This window comes from Streptomyces sp. (assembly GCF_035645055.1).
Lineage (GTDB): Bacteria > Actinomycetota > Actinomycetes > Streptomycetales > Streptomycetaceae > Streptomyces.
Map to the genome: position 1 here is coordinate 22,835 of NZ_DASQNH010000018.1, position 16,658 is coordinate 39,492.

The 16,658-nt window shown below is 74.1% G+C and carries 8 protein-coding genes and 2 pseudogenes; 5 read left to right on the forward strand and 5 right to left on the reverse strand.

Going from position 1 to position 16,658, the window contains the following annotated elements; translation table 11 throughout:
• Positions 1-143 precede the first annotated feature (143 nt).
• A complete protein-coding gene (locus VE614_RS05640) occupies positions 144-1,007 on the reverse strand; it encodes a GDSL-type esterase/lipase family protein (RefSeq protein ID WP_324932997.1) in 864 nt (287 codons plus the stop codon).
• Between the two features lie 38 nt (positions 1,008-1,045).
• Positions 1,046-2,131: a rhamnogalacturonan acetylesterase gene (locus VE614_RS05645; protein ID WP_324933000.1), complete on the reverse strand. Its 1,086-nt coding sequence runs from the start codon at positions 2,129-2,131 to the stop codon at positions 1,046-1,048.
• Between the two features lie 355 nt (positions 2,132-2,486).
• Here VE614_RS05645 and VE614_RS05650 point away from each other — a divergent pair.
• The 4 genes and pseudogenes from VE614_RS05650 to VE614_RS05670 all read left to right on the forward strand — a co-directional run.
• Positions 2,487-2,753 (forward strand): annotated as a pseudogene (locus tag VE614_RS05650) (rhamnogalacturonan lyase); the annotation flags it as partial.
• Positions 2,754-3,224: 471 nt separating this feature from the next.
• On the forward strand, positions 3,225-5,447 hold the full coding sequence (locus tag VE614_RS05660; protein WP_324933002.1) for a tetratricopeptide repeat protein: 2,223 nt from the start codon (positions 3,225-3,227) through the stop codon (positions 5,445-5,447).
• 79 nt (positions 5,448-5,526) lie between these two features.
• Entirely contained in the window at positions 5,527-7,131 is a 1,605-nt protein-coding gene (locus VE614_RS05665) for an NAD(P)/FAD-dependent oxidoreductase (RefSeq protein WP_324933005.1), read from the forward strand.
• A gap of 80 nt (positions 7,132-7,211) precedes the next feature.
• Complete coding sequence (locus VE614_RS05670) at positions 7,212-9,602, forward strand: SpoIIE family protein phosphatase (RefSeq protein ID WP_324933008.1); 2,391 nt, start codon at positions 7,212-7,214, stop codon at positions 9,600-9,602.
• Positions 9,603-9,614: 12 nt separating this feature from the next.
• Here the strand turns inward: VE614_RS05670 and VE614_RS05675 are convergent, their stop codons facing one another.
• Both VE614_RS05675 and VE614_RS05680 read right to left on the reverse strand, forming a co-directional pair.
• Complete coding sequence (locus tag VE614_RS05675) at positions 9,615-11,393, reverse strand: serine hydrolase (RefSeq protein WP_324933011.1); 1,779 nt, start codon at positions 11,391-11,393, stop codon at positions 9,615-9,617.
• Between the two features lie 325 nt (positions 11,394-11,718).
• Positions 11,719-14,136: a penicillin acylase family protein gene (locus VE614_RS05680; RefSeq protein WP_324933015.1), complete on the reverse strand. Its 2,418-nt coding sequence runs from the start codon at positions 14,134-14,136 to the stop codon at positions 11,719-11,721.
• Positions 14,137-14,268: 132 nt separating this feature from the next.
• On the opposite strand from VE614_RS05680, the gene VE614_RS05685 reads away from it, so the two are divergent.
• On the forward strand, positions 14,269-15,768 hold the full coding sequence (locus tag VE614_RS05685) for an acyl-CoA synthetase (protein ID WP_324933018.1): 1,500 nt from the start codon (positions 14,269-14,271) through the stop codon (positions 15,766-15,768).
• Positions 15,769-16,103: 335 nt separating this feature from the next.
• On the opposite strand, the pseudogene VE614_RS05690 reads toward VE614_RS05685, so the two are convergent.
• Positions 16,104-16,658: pseudogene (locus tag VE614_RS05690) on the reverse strand (phenylacetate--CoA ligase); the annotation flags it as partial.

Here is a 16,658-nt window from a genome sequence, read left to right on the forward strand (position 1 = left end):
TACGTCCGCCGCCACCACGCCGAGCCGGCCGTCCTCGGCCGAAGGAGTACGGCGGACACGGGCTGCCGCCCGCGCAGGTCGTCTGCTCAAAAGAGGCCGCCCTGCCGGGCCTCCCGCTGTTCACGGACATGGGTTCGGGAGCGCTACTTGAGACGCGCGGCGAGCGGCAGGTTCTGCCGGCGTACGTCACCGCCGACGAGCCCGGCGATCCGCTGGGCGCCGTAGGTGTCGAAGTGGGTGCGGTCGTTGCAGAAGAAGGCGCCCACGGGGCCCGAGCCGAAGTCGCCGTTGTGCGGGCAGAAGCGCAGGCTGTTGTAGAGCGACACGCTCAGCGTCTGCAGGTCGATGACCGGCGCCCCGGTGGCGGCTCCGGTGGCGTAGGTCTCGGTGACGAAGCCTCGGTTCTTGGTCGCCGTGCCTCCGGAGCAGGTGATCGCGGCCACCGGAGTGAGCAGCACGGGGTGCGCGCCCCTGGCCTGGGCGGCCCGGACCATCATGGTCATCAGCTGCTGGTAGCGGGCGGGGCCGACGTGCCGGGGACAGGTGGGGGAGGAGTCGTTGATGCCGAACTGGATGAACAGGTAGTCGCCGGGCTTCATCCCCGTGGTCGCGTTCAGCATCGCCTGCCAGCGCGCCGAGTACGCGCTGGAGGTGAGACGGCATTCACCGTCGGCGCCCATGGTGGTGCTGACGGCCGACTCGTACAGCCACGTCTGGATACTGCGTCCACCCACCGCCTGGTTCCTGACGGTCACCTCGCTGTCGAACAGGGCACCGAACTGACTGCCCCAGCCGACCGGGCATGTCGCACCGGGGTTCGCCATGGTGGAGTCACCGGCCAGCCAGACGGTCACCGGCGTCGCCGCGGCCTCGGCCGTCGGCGTCATGACGGTCGAGGCGGTGCGGCAGGGGTCCGGAGGGCTGTCGGCCGCCGTGGCGGCGTGGGCGCCGAACGTGGACAGGGCGATCGCCAGGGCCGTGGTGAAGAGGATCCGTAGTTTCTTCATCGGGTTCGCTCCCGAGGAGGGGCGCTGCCGTGGGCCGGTCAGCGCAGGTGGGTGGCGAGGGGAAGGCGCTGCTCCCGGATGCTCTGCAGCACCAGTCCGCCCATCCGGGTGGCGCCGTACTGCGAGAAGTGGGTGTTGTCCGTGACGCCGTCCGGCGTGGAACGCAGGTAGAGCGGCGCGGAGGCGGACGGGCCGAGGGACTCGACCAGTGCCCTGCTCCTGGCCGTCAGGTCGATGACGGGTACCTGCTGCGCCGAGCCGACCGCGCGCATCTGGGCGGGCAGGTCGACTCCGACTCCGTTGACGTGCAGCGCCGCCGGCGTGAGCCGGGTGCCGTCGAAGAGGCGGCGTACCGGTGGCGTCACCAGGACCGGGACGCCCCCCTTCGCCCGGATCTTCGTGATCATGGAGGTGAGGTTGTTCCGGTAGGTGGCCGCACTGGTCTGCTTGTCGTTGTGACCGAACTGGAGGAAGACCGGGTCGTTGGCCTTGACCTTCGCGAGCAGTGCGGGAAAGAGGGCCGGGTTGCCGAGGAAGCTTCCGGAACTCTCGCCGGAGTCGGCGTAGTTGGCGATGGCCGCGCCCGGACGCACGGCCGCCGGGATCATCTGGCCCCATCCGCTGTACGGGGCGGTCGGCTGGTCGCACACGGTGGAGTCGCCGGCCAGGTAGGCGACCTGCGGCTGGGTCGCCGGCTTCACGGTGACGGCCGACACCTGCGGCCCGGTCCCGGTGAACCGGAGGTCCAGACCGGGGTTCCCGGTGCCGCCCTGACCGGTCGGCTGCCCCTCCGGCTGACGCACGTTGACTGTGAACGAGTACGTGGCGACGGCGCCGGCCGCGGTGTCGGTCGCCGGAAGCATCAGGCGCCGGGCCTCCGCCCACGTCTCGGTTCGCGCCGCGGACGCGCCGCCGATGGTGACGGTCACGTCGTAGTTTCCCGGCGCGACCGCGTAGTGGCAGGTCATCGGGTTGGTGCCGGAACAGCCGGCCGGCAGAACTCCGCCCGACGCGGCACCGGCATGCGCCACATCGTTGCCGGACAGCGCCGTGAGAGCCAGGAGGGCCGCGGTTCCGAGGCGGGCGCCGCGCGCCCTTCTTAATGTCATGGACACAACAAGCATGGGTCGGTCCTTCGCCTTGGGGAGGGGGCGGGGGTGACGGCCTGGCGTTCGCTCAGACTTGTCGCCGTGCGGGCACTGTCGCCTTCGAGGTCTCGTTTTGTGAACGCGCACAGGACTGCCGCGACCAATGCCCAGGTGTATGCGGGAGATGTCCCTCCGGCTCGGAGGTCGATTGGTCAGTCGACTGGGAGCGTTCCCAGGGGAATCCGTGAGGTGCATCACGCAGTTTCACCGCCTGGAGGTTGCCTGTCAATCAGCGAGCAAGAAAAAGTCACGAATTCAAACACCGCCGAACATCAAGATGCGACAGAGTTCTTGACCGGGTGTCAGCGGCCTCTTACGCTCGCAGACCGTGGCAGCGTCCGATGCCTCCTTGCGCCCCTCGTCCACCCCGGCAGCGCGGGAGCCGTCCAGCGTCGACTTCCTGTCCTGGGGGAGGGCGACACGGTCCGCGTACTTCTCGACGCCCCCCGCATCGACAAGTACGGCACCTCCGGCGACACCAGGATCACTGCTCCACGACACCCGGTACCGCACCGCCCTCGCCTGGCAGAACACCGCGTACAACCAGTCCCCGCACCCCGGCTTCTTCATCGGCAGCGGCATGCCCACGGCACCGTGACCCACCGCCCACACCACCCTGAACCGCGAACAGCGGAGGGCCTCCGGCGGGCCGCCGGCCAACCTCTGGCGGCTCGACCGCGTGCCCCGTACTCCCCGCCGGGCGCCGAGGAGTACGGTGGACGACTTCCTGCTCCGTCCGCCGACGTACCCGTTGCTCATCCCGGCGCGCGCGGTGCTGTGGCGGCGCGTAACGCGTCTGGCGCACGACTCCCTGCCCCCGTGCGCCCATACGCCGTAGGGCAGAGCGGCCCCCGCACCCGCCGCCGACGACCGGCGACCGCGCCGAGACCCTGCTGCGCGCCGTTCCCGCACGTCTGTGTCGGCAACCGCCGTCCAGACACGTTCTCCGGGTGATGATGAGGCCCGGACCCGGCGCCCGCCCGGCGGCGTACAAAGCCGGCCCGTAGCCCGCCATACTGGACCCCGCCAAGGGAGGGCGCGGACCACCGACGGGGGGCGACGGGACGCGATGGGGGAGACCAGGCTGCTCCAGGGCCGGTACCGGCTGCTGGACCTGATCGGGCGCGGCGGCATGGGCGAGGTGTGGCGGGCGCGCGACGAGTCGCTGGGGCGGCAGGTCGCCGTGAAGTGCCTCAAGCCGCTCCGCGAGCAGCACGACCGGTCGTTCACCCGGGTGCTGCGCGAGCGGTTCCGGCGGGAGGCGAGAGTGGCCGCGGCGCTCCAGCACCGCGGCGTGACCGTCGTCCACGACTTCGGCGAGGCCGACGGAGTGCTCTTCCTCGTCATGGAACTCCTCCAGGGCCGCAACCTCAGCCAGCTCCTGGAGGACCACAAGCACCACCCGCTCCCCGTCGACGACGTGGTGGACATCGCCGACCAGGTGGCCGCGGCGCTCGACTACACCCACCAGCAGGGCATCGTCCACCGCGATCTGAAACCCGCGAACATCGTGCGGCTGACCGACGGCACGGTGAAGATCTGCGACTTCGGCATCGCCCGCCTCGGCCACGACATCGGCGGCTTCGCCTCCCGGCTCACCGGCTCCGGTGTCGCCATGGGCACCCCGCACTACATGTCACCGGAGCAGATCGGCGGGGACGGCGTGGACCGGCGCAGCGACCTGTACTCGCTGGGCTGCGTGCTGTACGAGATCGCCACCGGCGTACCGCCCTTCGACCTCGACGACGCCTGGGCGATCCTCGTCGGGCACCGGGACACACCCCCGCGCCCGCCGCGCAGCCACCGGCCCGACCTGCCCGTCTACCTCGAACAGATCATCCTCGACCTGCTCGCCAAGCGGCCCGAGCAGCGGCCCGCCGACGCCCGCGAGGTGGGGCGCCGGATCAGCGCGGCCCGGACGACTCCGCCGTACGTCCCGGCCGCCGTGACCCGCGAGGCGCCGCCGGACGCGGGAGCCGCCGCCGACCCACGGCCGCCGTCCTGGACCCGTTCCGTCACCACCGGCCGCAAGGCGGTCGGGACCGGACCGCACGGCACACCCCCGGACGCCGGGGCCGGACGCACCGGCGCGTGGACGGCCCGCCCCGCCACCGGGCCGGTCGAACAACCCGGCCCGCGGCAGCGGCCCGTACCACCGCCCGCACAGCTCGCCACCCTCGCCGGACGGCACGACGCCGGTCTCAGTCTCGGCCGCCTCGGCCGCTGGGAGGAGGCGGGCGAGGTCCACCGGGCGGTCGCCGCCGAACGTGCGCACCTGCTCGGCCCGGACCACCCCGACACCCTGGACAGTCGCCACCAGGTCGCCTTCGCGCTCAGCCGCACCGGCCGCGCCGCCGACGCGCTGCGCGAGTACACCCAGGTCGCCCGGGTCCGGGCCCGGGTGCTCGGCCCCGACCACCCGGACACCCTCGCCGCCCGGCAGGAGATGGCGTACGTCCTCGGCCGATTGGGCCGGCCGTTCGACGCCGACCGGGTGTACACGGCGGTGCTCGCCGCCCGCGAGCGCACCATGGGCCCGGACCACCCGGACACCCTGCGCTGCCGCCACAACCTCGCCTTCAACCTCGGCCGGCTGGGCCGCCCGGAGGACTCGTACCGGATGGCCTGCGAGGTGGCCGGCGACCGTGCCCGGGTGCTCGGCCCGGAACATCCCGACACCCTGGTCAGCCGCTACGAGATCGCCTACGCGCTCGGCCAGCTGGGCCGCTGGCCGGAGGCGCTGCACGTCTACCGGGAGGTCGCCGAGGCCCGCACCCGGGCCCTCGGCCCCGACCACCCCGACACCCTCGCCGCCCGCCACGAGGTCGGCATCAGCCTCGGCAGGCTCGGCCGCGGTGCCGAGGCGCTGCGCCTCTACCGCGACCTCGTCGACGACCGCACCCGCGTCCAGGGCCCCGGTCACCCCGAGACCCTGCGCGCCCGCCACGGTCTCGGCGTCAACCTCGGCCGGCTGGGGCGCTGGGAGGAGGCACTGGTCGAGGCCCGCGACGTGTGCGCGATCCGCGAGCGGGTGCTCGGCCCCGGCCATCCGGACACCCTGGTCAGCCGCCGGGAGGTCGCCGTGGGCCTCGGCTGGCTCGGCCGCTGGCAGGACGCCCTCACCGAGTACCGCACCGTCGCCGCCGTCCGCGAACGCGTCCTCGGTCCCGGCCACCCCGACACCCTCGCCAGCCGCAACGACGAGGCGCACTGCCTGGAACAGCTCGGCCGCGGCCCGGAGGCGGTGGAGGTGTACCGGAGGGCGGCGGTGCCGCGGCAGCAGAAGGTCTGAGGGCCGCCGAGGCCGTGAGGGCCGCCGAGGCGCCCGGCGGGACTCTGGCGGCGGCCGATCACCCGTGTTACGAAGAACCATGCCCGCACCCGGAGCCACGCCCCCGCCCGCCCACGGCACCACGCCCACTCCCGCGCGCGCCTACGACGCCGTCATCGTCGGTGGCGGACACAACGGCCTGGTCGCCGCCGCCTATCTGGCCCGGGCCGGGCGGTCGGTCCTGGTGCTGGAGCGGCTCGGCCACACCGGCGGCGCCGCCGTCTCCACCCGCCCGTTCCCCGGGGTCGACGCGCGGCTCTCCCGCTACTCGTACCTCGTCAGCCTGCTCCCGAAGAAGATCGTGCGGGATCTCGGCCTGCGTTTCCGGGTCCGCACCCGCACCATCTCCTCGTACACCCCCGTCGAGCGCGACGGCCGCCCCACCGGGCTGCTCGTCGGCGGCGGCGAGCGCCGCACCCGGGAGGCGTTCGCCCGGCTGACCGGGGCGGACCGGGAGTACGCCGCCTGGCAGCGGTTCTACGGAATGACCGCGCGGGTCGCCGAACGGGTGTTCCCCACGCTGACCGAACCGCTGCCCGGCCGGGCCGAGCTGCGCCGCCGCGTCGACGACGAGGACGCCTGGCGGACGCTCTTCGAGGAGCCGGTAGGCGTCGCGATCGAGCGGCACTTCACGGACGACCTGGTGCGGGGGGTGGTCCTCACCGACGCCCTGATCGGCACCTTCGCCGACGCCCACGACCCCTCGCTGAGGCAGAACCGCTGCTTCCTGTACCACGTGATCGGCGGCGGCACCGGCGCCTGGGACGTCCCCGTCGGCGGCATGGGCGCCCTCACCGACGCGCTCGCCGGCGCCGCCCGCGCGGCAGGCGCCGTCCTGGCCACCGGCCACGAGGCCGTACGCGTCGCCACCGACGGGCGGACCGCCGAGGTCACCTACCGCACCGCCGACGGGGAGGGCGTCGCCGCCGCCCGGCACGTCCTGGTCAACGCCTCCCCGCAGGAACTGGCCGCCCTCACCGGCGACGCCCCGCCCGAGCCCGCCGAGGGCGCCCAGCTGAAGGTGAACATGCTGCTCAAACGGCTCCCCCGGCTGCGCGACCCCGACGCCGACCCGCGGGAGGCGTTCGCCGGCACCTTCCACGTCGCCGAGGGCTACCGGCAGCTGGCCGCCGCCCACGCCGAGGCCGCCGCCGGGGAACTGCCCGTCGCACCGCCCTCGGAGATCTACTGCCACTCCTTGACCGACCCGACGATCCTCGCCCCCGAACTGGCCGAGCGCGGCTACCAGACCCTCACCCTGTTCGGTCTGCACACCCCCGCCCGGCTGTTCGCCCGCGACCATGACGCCGTCCGCGACGAGCTGCTGAAACGTACCCTCGCCCAGCTCGACGCCCAGCTCGCCGAACCTCTCGGCGACTGCCTCGCCGAGGACGCCGACGGCCGCCCCTGCATCGAGGCCAGGACGCCGCTGGACCTGGAACGCGAGCTGAGACTGCCCGGCGGCAACATCTTCCACCGCGACCTGTCCTGGCCCCACGCCCAGGACGGCACCGGCCGCTGGGGCGTCGAGACCTCCCACCCCAACGTCCTGCTGTGCGGCGCGGGCGCGGTGCGCGGCGGCGGGGTCAGCGGAGTACCGGGGCACAACGCGGCGATGGCGGTGCTGGAGGAGAAGACCTCGTGACGGGCCCGGTGACAGACCTGTGACGGGCCGGCGGCAGGCCCGGCTTGATGCCGGTCCCCCGGCGCGCGATCCTCGTACACATGGTGACGTCGCCGCGCGAGGAGGCGCCTGCGGCCGCGGCCGGTGAGGCCCTGGCGGTGGTCGACGCGCGCGGGCTCGTCACGGGCTGGAGCGAGGGCGCCCGGCGCCTCACGGGTTACGCCGCCGGCGAGGTGACCGGCCGCCCGGCCGCCGACCTGGTCGACGGCGACACCGCTGCCGCCCGGCACCGGCTGACGCGGACGGGCGCCGCCGTGCTGGCGGTACGGCACCGGGACGGCCGGCGGCTGGACCTCGCCCTGCTGGCCTGCCCGCTGACCGGCGCCGGGGGACAGCCCCAGGGCTGGGTCGTCTCCGCCGCCCCGGACGAGCGGGACCGGCTGCTGGGCGAGCTGGCGTTCCGGCAGGCCTCCCTCTCGATGTCCGTCTTCGACACCGAGCAGCGCTATCTGCGCATGAACGACGCGGCGTGCCAGGTGATGGGCGGGCCGGAGGCGGAATTCCGCCACCGGTACTACCCCGACACCGTGGAGGACGCCGAGCACAGCCGCGGCTTCCTCCGCCATCTGGAGATCGTCGCGGAGACCGGCCGTCCCGTTCACTACGAGAGCTGGACCCGCGCCCCGTCCGGGCGGCGTATGCACGCCTGGAACATCGAGATGTGGCCGGTGCGCGAACCGTCCGGCGAGCTGATCGGCACCGCCCTCGCCGCCTTCGACAGCAGCGAACAGCACTGGGCCCGGCAGCGGCTGGCGATGCTGAACGAGGCCGCGGCCGGCATCGGCACCAAGCTCGACGTCGTCCACACCGCCCGCGAACTGGCCGAACTGGTGGTGCCCCGGCTCGCCGACTTCGCCAGCGTGGACCTGCTCGACTCGGTCGTCGAGGGCGAGGAACCGGTCGTCGGCATGCTCGGCGCCGACCTGATGCTGCGGCGGGTGGCCCACCACTCCCTCACCCCGGGCGTGCCGGAGGCCGCCATCGGCCTGGGCGCCGCGGACGCCTACCCGCCGCAGTCACCGCCCGCCCGCGCCCTGGCCACCGGCGAACCGGTGCTCACCCGCACCGGCGACCCGGACCTCGACGGCTGGCTCGCCGGCCACGGCGCCCGCTCGGCCGTGCTGCGCGGCGCCGACACTCCCGACCTGTCCCTGATGGCCGTCCCTCTGGTGGCTCGCGGCGCCACCCTCGGGGTGGCCGTCCTCGTGCGCCGCCTCACCCCGGAACACCCCGACGCCTTCGACCGGGAGGACGTCTCCCTGGCCCGTGAACTCGCCAGCCGCGCCGCCGTCTGCGTCGACAACGCCCGCCGCTACACCCGGGAGCGCACCACCGCCCTCGCCCTCCAGCGCAGCCTCCTGCCGCAGGCCATGTCCGGGCTGGCCGCGGTCGAGTGCGCCTCCCGCTATCTGCCGGCCCTGTCGCAGGCGGGCGTCGGCGGCGACTGGTTCGACGTCATTCCGCTGTCCGGCACCCGGGTGGCGCTGGTCGTCGGCGATGTCGTCGGGCACGGCATCCACGCCTCGGTCACCATGGGCCGGCTGCGGACGGCGGTGTGGACGCTGGCCGACGTCGACCTGCCGCCGGACGAACTCCTCACCCACCTCGACGACCTGGTCGGCCATCTGGCCGCCGACGGGCAGCACACGAGCACGGAGATCGCGGCGACCTGTCTGTACGTGGTGTACGACCCGGTGGCCCGGCGCTGCACGATGGCTGCCGCCGGGCATCCGCCGCCCGTCGTGCGGCTGCCCGAGGGCACGGTCGAGGTGGTCGGGATGACGCCCGGACCGATGCTCGGCGTGGGCGGCCTCCCCTTCGAGGCCACCGAACTGGAGCTGCCCGAGGACGCCGTGCTGGCCCTGTACACCGACGGGCTGATCGAGGCCCGCCACCTCGATCCGGACGCGGGCACCGCAGCCCTGTGCGGCGCGCTGGCCGCGCCCGCCGACGGCCTTGAGCAGATGTGCGACACCGTGCTGAAGACGCTGCTCCCCTCCACCCCGGGCGACGACGTGGCCCTGCTGCTGGCCCGTACCCGTGCCCTGGACGCCGACCGGGTGGCCGCGTGGGACCTGCCCGCCGACCCGGCGGTGGTCGCCGGTGCCCGCCGGGCGGCCACCGAGCAACTGGAGCGGTGGGGCCTGGAGGAGACCGCGTTCGTCACCGAACTGGTCGTCAGCGAGCTGGTCACCAACGCCATCCGCTACGGCGGCGCCCCCATCCAGCTCCGGATCATCCGCGACCGCACCCTGATCTGCGAGGTCTCCGATGCCAGCAGCACCTCCCCGCATCTGCGCCGGGCCCGCACCTTCGACGAGGGCGGCCGTGGTCTGCTGCTGGTCGCCCAGCTCACCGAGCGCTGGGGCACCCGGCCCAGCGGCACCGGCAAGACCATCTGGGCCGAGCAGGCACTGCCGCCGGGGCCGTGACGTGCTGTGACGTCAGTCGGCGGACGCCGACCAGCCGGCCGCCGTGATCCGGGCCTGGTCGGCGGGCCTTGCCCCGTCGAACAGGACGGCACCGCCCGCCACGACCCGCAGCGCGTCGACGTAGGCGCCCCGGCCGACGTAGAGCCGGTCGGTGGTGTACCGCCAGCGCAGCGTCAGCGCCGGGGCGGCCGGCAGGTCCGCCGTGAGGCGGTGCCACACGCGGCCCGACCAGCCGGTGACCGCGCCGGACGGCCGCTCCGCGGGGTCCTCGCCGGGCCGGGAGGTGGTGAACGGCACCGGCTGCCAGGAGGTGCCGCCGTCCGCCGAGGACTCCAGGGCCAGGGTGTCCGCTCCCGGCTCGGTGTCCCACCACAGCAGGCAGCGCAGCCGGGTGCCGCCCCCGGAGGTGTCCAGGGCGGGCAAGGTCAGGGTCGCGGTGCCGGCGCTCGCCATGCCCGAGAACCAGGCCGTGCGCCCGCGCGCCGGACGGACCGGCACCGCCCGGGCCAGGTGGTTCGCGGCGGCCACCCGGGGCGCCGACCCGGAGCGCCAACCGCGCACCGGGTGCACCGAGTTGCCGAGCACCACGAGGAACGCGTCGGTGGTCGGGTCCAGGACGAGCGAGGTGCCGGTGAACCCGGTGTGGCCCGCGGTGCGCGGCGTGGCCAGCGCGCCCATGTACCAGTGCTGGTACAACTCGAAACCGAGGCCGTGCTCGTCGCCGGGGAAGGCGGTGTTGAAGTCGGTGAACATCAGCTCCACCGACTCCTGCGCCAGGATGCGGGTACGGCCGTAGGAGCCGCCGTTGAGCAGGGTCCGGGCGAGGACGGCGAGGTCCCAGGCGGTGGAGAAGACCCCGGCGTGGCCCGCGACCCCGCCGAGCGAGTGGGCGTTCTCGTCGTGCACCTCGCCCCAGACCAGGCCCCGTTCCAGCCCCGACCAGGGCTTGCGGGCGTCCTCGGTGGCCGCGATCTTCGGCTTCCAGGAGGCGGGCGGGTTGTACCGGGTGCGGTGCATTCCGAGCGGAGCGGTGATCTCGTCGTGGAGCAGGGCATCCAAAGTGCGAGCAGTGATCTGCTCCAGGACCAGCTGAAGCGAGATCAGGTTCAGATCCGAGTAGAGATAGCGGGTGCCCGGCGGGTTGAGCGGAGCCTCGTTCCACAGCAGCCGCAGCTTCTCCTCGTACGTCGGCGCGCTGTACAGCGGGATCCAGGCGCGCAGCCCCGAGGTATGGGTGAGCAACTGCCGGATGGTGATGCCCTGCTTGCCCGCCGCGCCGAACTCCGGGAGATACGACGCGACCGTCCCCTCCAGCTCCAGCGCGCCCCGCTCGATCTGCTGCACGGCGAGCAGGGACGTGAACAGCTTCGACACCGACGCGAGGTCGAAGACGGTGTCCTCGGCCGTCGGGATCTGCCGCTCGGGCGGGAACTCGACGCCGGTGTCGGTCTTCTCGTCGTACGCCGCGTAGCGCACCGCCATCCCGATCGGCCGGTGCAGCGCCACCGTGCCGCCCCGCCCGGCGAGCAGCACGGCGCCCGCGTACCAGGGGTGCCTGGGGGAGGGGCCGAGGAACGCCTCGGCGTCGGTGACGAGCCGGCGCAGCGGGCCGGCGAGCAGCCCGGCGCGCTCCGGCGAGCCGCGGCGCAGCGTCGGGCGCCCCGGCCCGGGTGTGGTGCCCGCGGCCCGTGCCGCGGGCAGCGGAGCGAGGGCGAACGCACCGCCCAGGGCCACCGCGGCTCTTCCGAGCTGGCGGCGGGTCACCGCTCTGTCTGCCCTGCCCTCGGTCATGGAGTTCCTCCCGCGCGTGGTCGGCCGGACGTACTCGAAAGCATGTCCAGTGGGTCGCTCCCATAAATCCGATGGAGCAAGCCAGGCAAGGCGTGCCGGAACTCGCCGAGGGCACGCGGTCGGCCACACCAACGAGATCGCGACATGGTGCTCATCCCGGAGACGTCGAGGCCGTGGACCCGCCGCCGGTGCCCGCCGCCGCCCGCGCCCGCCGCTGCCGGTGCCCGCCGCGGGCGGCACCGTCCGCTGCCCGGCCGAGACCGAGCCGTCCCGGACCCGCACTGTGCGGGCCGGGCGCGCCCCGTGCGACGCGCCCGGCGGCCGCTCAGCGCTCCCGGACCCGGACGACCCGCAGCGCGGGCGAGGACAGGATGTCCTTCTCGCAGAACCGGGAGGCCACCCACCGCTCATCGGCGTACAGCCGGGTCTGGTCGGCGTGGTGCGGCGAGTCCGGGTTCGACGACTGGGAGTACGACAGCAGGGTCCGGGCCACCGGGCACCGGCTGCCGTCCCAGCCGACCGCCTGGATGTAGCTGGAGCCCGTGGTCACCTCCGCGTAACCGCCCTGAGCCGGCTTCCACACCGGCTCGATCTTGTTCCACACGCCCAGCGACTCGGTGCCGCCGTGCACCGGGACGCGCCGGCCGTCACGCACCACGAACTGGTGCCGCCCGAGCGGCGCGTCCAGCTCCACGCCCGCCGCCCGCAGCTCGGCGACCGCGTCCGCCAGGGCGGTGGCGAAGCCCGGCGCCGCCGTGTTCAGCGTGTGCGGCGTACGGACCGGGTCGGCCGGGGAGAACGGCACCCGCCACAGCCGGTCCGCCGGCACCGCCGCGGTCAGCTTCCGCCAGAACCGGTCGAAGAGCAGCGCGCCCCGGCTGCCGGTGTCCACGGTGCGGTCCCAGGCCGCGAGCACGTCACAGGCCTCCCGGACGTCCACCGCGACGCCCGTGCTGCTCGTCGCCGTGCCACCGGGCAGCGCGGCACAGGCCCGCGCCGCGTCGGCCGCGGTCAGGTCGCCCGCCGGGACGCGGTTGGCGAACTGCTGCCGCTGGAGGTCCCGCACGGTCAGCCGCCCGTGGCCGGCCATCGCCGCGACGTCCTCGATCGCGCCGCGTGTGCGCATCGAACGCGGGGTGCCGAAGTCGCCGAAGACCCGCTCGTACCCGGTCAGCGGCCGGTCCGCGTTGGCCAGCCAGGCGCTGTTGTTGGAGTTCTCCGCGTACGGCGCGTCCTTCAGTGTCGGCATGCGCGCCGGGCCGAAGACGCCCGCCTGCACCGCGTCGCGATCCCGGCCGAGGGCGCAGTCGCCGCGCGAGCCGTCCAGGACCGCGAGACCCGATGACGGGTAGGTGGCCTTGCCGAGCGCGGTGGAGCAGCGCCGGGCCAGGTCGTCGGTGATGCGGGGCACCACCTGCGACTGGGTGAACAGGGTGTGCCCGGCCGAGTCGGCGGCGATGGTGTTCACCCACGGCAGGCCCTGGGTGCGCCGTAGCGCGTCCAGCATGTCGTCCGTGTCACGCGCGGTGCTCAGGCCCAGCGCGGTGTCGGAGCCGCGCAGATTGGCCGCGTTGGGGTCGTGCAGCGCGTAGGCCGTCGTCGTGGTCCACGGCAGCGGGAGGGTGCGGCCCAACGCGTTGACGACCGGGCCGTGGCGCGTCCACCACTGGGTGCGGGTGACGGGGGCGCCGTCCTTCACCGCGACGGTGACGGTGCGCCGCGTCATCCGCTCCGGCTTCCCGTCGACCAGGTAGACGGTCGGGTCCGCCGGGTCGAGGGTCAGCTGATGGAGGCTGAGGGGGACGCCGGTCGCCACCGTGTGGCTCCACGCCACCTGGGCGTTGTGGCCGATGGACACCGTGGGCGAGCCGAGCAGCGAGGCGCCCGCCACGTTCAGCCGCCCGGGGATGGTCTGCTGCGACTGCCAGAACCGCCGCCCGCCCTGCCACGGGTAGTGCGGGTTGCCGAGCAGCAGGCCCCGGCCGTTCGCCGTGGTCACGCCGCCGAAGGCGACGGCGTTGGAGCCCATGCCGGAGTCGTGCGCCGGGAACAGGCCGCGGGCGGCGCGCGCGGCGGCCCGGACGTCCGGCACGGCCGCGCCGGACGTGGCGGCCGACGCGGGTGGCCGCGCGGCCGTGATGCCGTCCACGGCGCGGCCCTGGCCGCCAAGCACGGCGAGGGCGTGCCCGCGTGCCGCCACGTCCAGCGTCGTCACCGGCCGCACCCAGGCGGCGCCCGCGCACGCCGGATCGGTGATCCGGTGCTGACGCAGCCAGGCGTTGTACCCGGCCGCGTACCCCCGCATCAGCTCCTTGGCCGCCCGGCTCGGGCCCGCGGGGGCGGGCTGGGCGAGCAGCTTCTCGACCGTCCCCGCCTGCCGCACACCGCGGAAGTACAGGTCACTGGCGAGGTTGCCGGACGCCGAGGAGAGCGAGGCGTCCGGCGCGGCGTCCGCCCCGAAGTACCGCGACCGCTCGCCGCGCACGGTCACGAACCCGTCGGCGAGGACACACACCTGGTCGGCGGCCTGCGCCCAGCCGGTGCCGAAGCCCAGGTCGGCCCAGCCATGCGCGACGATGTGCGGAATGCCGTACTCGGTGTACCGGATGACGGCGGACAGACCGCCGTGCGAAGGACGGTCCTCCCGGCCGGCCCGCTCGGCGGCGGTGGCGGCGGGCAGGGTGGCCGCCGCGGCGAGCAGGGCGACGGCCGCGACCGCGAGCCGTCTCGGACGGATGCGCATGGAGCCTCCCAACATCACGGGGGGAAGGGGCGGTTGAGCGTACCAACGGGTATGTGCTCGGTGCAGTGGTCCGGTCCGGTGTTCTTCGGCCTCTCTTGACCACGTCCGTCGCGGGATCGAGGATCGGGGGCCATGAGGCCCGGACACGGCAGTACGGTCGACGGGGTGCTGCGGCGCAGCGCCCGCCGCACGCCGGCACGCGTCGCGGTGGAGTACCGCGACCGCCGCTGGACCTACCAGGAGCTGGACGACGCCGTCTCCCGCGCCGCGAGCGCGCTCCTCGGCCGGGGCCTCGCCCCCGGCGACCGCGTCGGCGCCTACGGCCACAACTCCGACGCCTATCTCATCGGCTTCCTCGCCTGCGCCCGCGCGGGCCTGGTCCACGTGCCCGTCAACCAGAACCTCACCGGCGACGACCTGGCCTACCTCGTCCGCCAGTCCGGCAGCTCCCTGGTCCTCGCCGACCCGGACCTGGCCGGCCGGCTGCCCGGCGGAGTCCCCGTACTGCCGCTGCGGGACACCGGCGGATCGCTGCTCGACCTGCTGCCCTCGACCCCGCCCCACGACGGCCCCGAGGGGCGCGCCGAGGACCTGGTGCAGCTGCTCTACACCTCCGGCACCACCGCGCTGCCGAAGGGCGCGATGATGACCCACCGGGCGCTGGTGCACGAGTACCTGAGCGCCATCACCGCCCTCGACCTGACCGCCGGGGACCGCCCGGCACACGCGCTGCCGCTCTACCACTCCGCCCAGATGCACGTCTTCCTGCTGCCGTATCTCGCGGTCGGCGCGACGAACATCCTCCTCGACGCCCCCGACGGCGACCGGCTCCTCGACCTGATCGAGGCCGGGCGGGTGGACAGCCTGTTCGCGCCGCCCACCGTGTGGATCGGCCTCGCGGGCCGCCCCGACTTCACCACCCGCGACCTGGGCGGCCTGCGCAAGGCGTACTACGGGGCGTCGATCATGCCGGTGCCCGTCCTGGAACGCCTCCGCGCCCGCCTGCCCGGACTCGCCTTCTACAACTGCTTCGGCCAGAGCGAGATCGGCCCCCTGGCCACCGTCCTCGGGCCCGGCGAGCACGAAGGCCGCCTCGACTCCTGCGGCCGGCCCGTGCTGTTCGTGGACGCCCGCGTGGTCGACGAGGACGGCGAGGACGTGCCCGACGGCACGCCGGGCGAGATCGTCTACCGCTCCCCGCAGCTGTGCGAGGGCTACTGGGACAAGCCCGAGGAGACCGCCGCGGCCTTCCGTGACGGCTGGTTCCGCTCCGGCGACCTCGCGGTCCGCGACGCGGACGGCTACTTCACCGTCGTCGACCGGGTCAAGGACGTCATCAACTCCGGTGGCGTGCTGGTCGCCTCCCGCCAGGTCGAGGACGCCCTCTACACGCACGAGGGTGTCGCCGAGACCGCCGTGGTCGGCCTGCCCGACGAGAAGTGGATCGAGGCGATCACCGCGTTCGTCGTCCCGCGCGGCGAGCCCACCGAGGCCGAACTGATCGCCCACGCCCGCGAGCGCCTGACACCCTTCAAGGCCCCGAAACGCGTCGTCTTCGTCGATGCCCTGCCCCGCAACGCCAGCGGCAAGATCCTCAAGCGCGAGCTGCGGGACCGCTTCGGCGGCGAGTGAGACAGGCGGCTGGTGAGACAGGCGGTGACGAGACGGAAGGCGCGGGGGTGCGGCAGGCGGTGTCGGTGGTGCTGCCGGTGCCGCTGGAGCCCGATCCGGTCCGTCTCCCTGGCGCTGCTGACCTTCCACCACGGCCCTCTCCCCGGCCAGGTGCCCGTCCCGCCGTCCGGCTTCGCGGAGGCCCTGCTCACCGGGGCCCTGCTCACCGAGGCCCTGCCGGCGAGGCCGCCCGGAGGCGCTGCTCCTCGTCCTGCGCCGCACGCTCCCGGCCCGCTCGACGGCCCCACCCGCACCCGCCTGATCGGCCCCGCACCGATGAGTCGGGCGGCGGGACGTCAGCGCGGACGCAGATCCACGATCCGCCGGATCTTCCCCACCGACCGCTCCAGTGACTCCGGGTCGACGATCTCCACCGAGACCGACACCCCGATGCCGTCCTTCACGGCCGCCACGATCGAGCGGGCGGCGGACTCGCGGACCTCGCGGCCCGCGTCGGGGCGGGCCTCGGCCAGAACCGTGAGGCCGTCGAGGCGGCCCTCGCGGGTCAGCCGGAGCTGGAAGTGCGGGGCCACGCCCGGGGTGCGCAGCACGATCTCCTCGATCTGGGTGGGGAAGAGGTTCACGCCGCGCAGGATCACCATGTCGTCGCTGCGGCCGGTGACCTTCCGCATCCGCCGGAACACCCGGGCCGTGCCCGGCATCAGCCGGGTCAGATCACGGGTCCGGTACCGGACGACCGGCATCGCCTCCTTGGTGAGCGAGGTGAAGACCAGCTCCCCCTCCTCGCCGTCCGGCAGCACCTCGCCGGTGACCGGGTCCACGACCTCCGGATAGAAGTGGTCCTCCCAGATGTGCAGCCCGTCCTTGGTCTCCACGCACTCCTGGGCGAC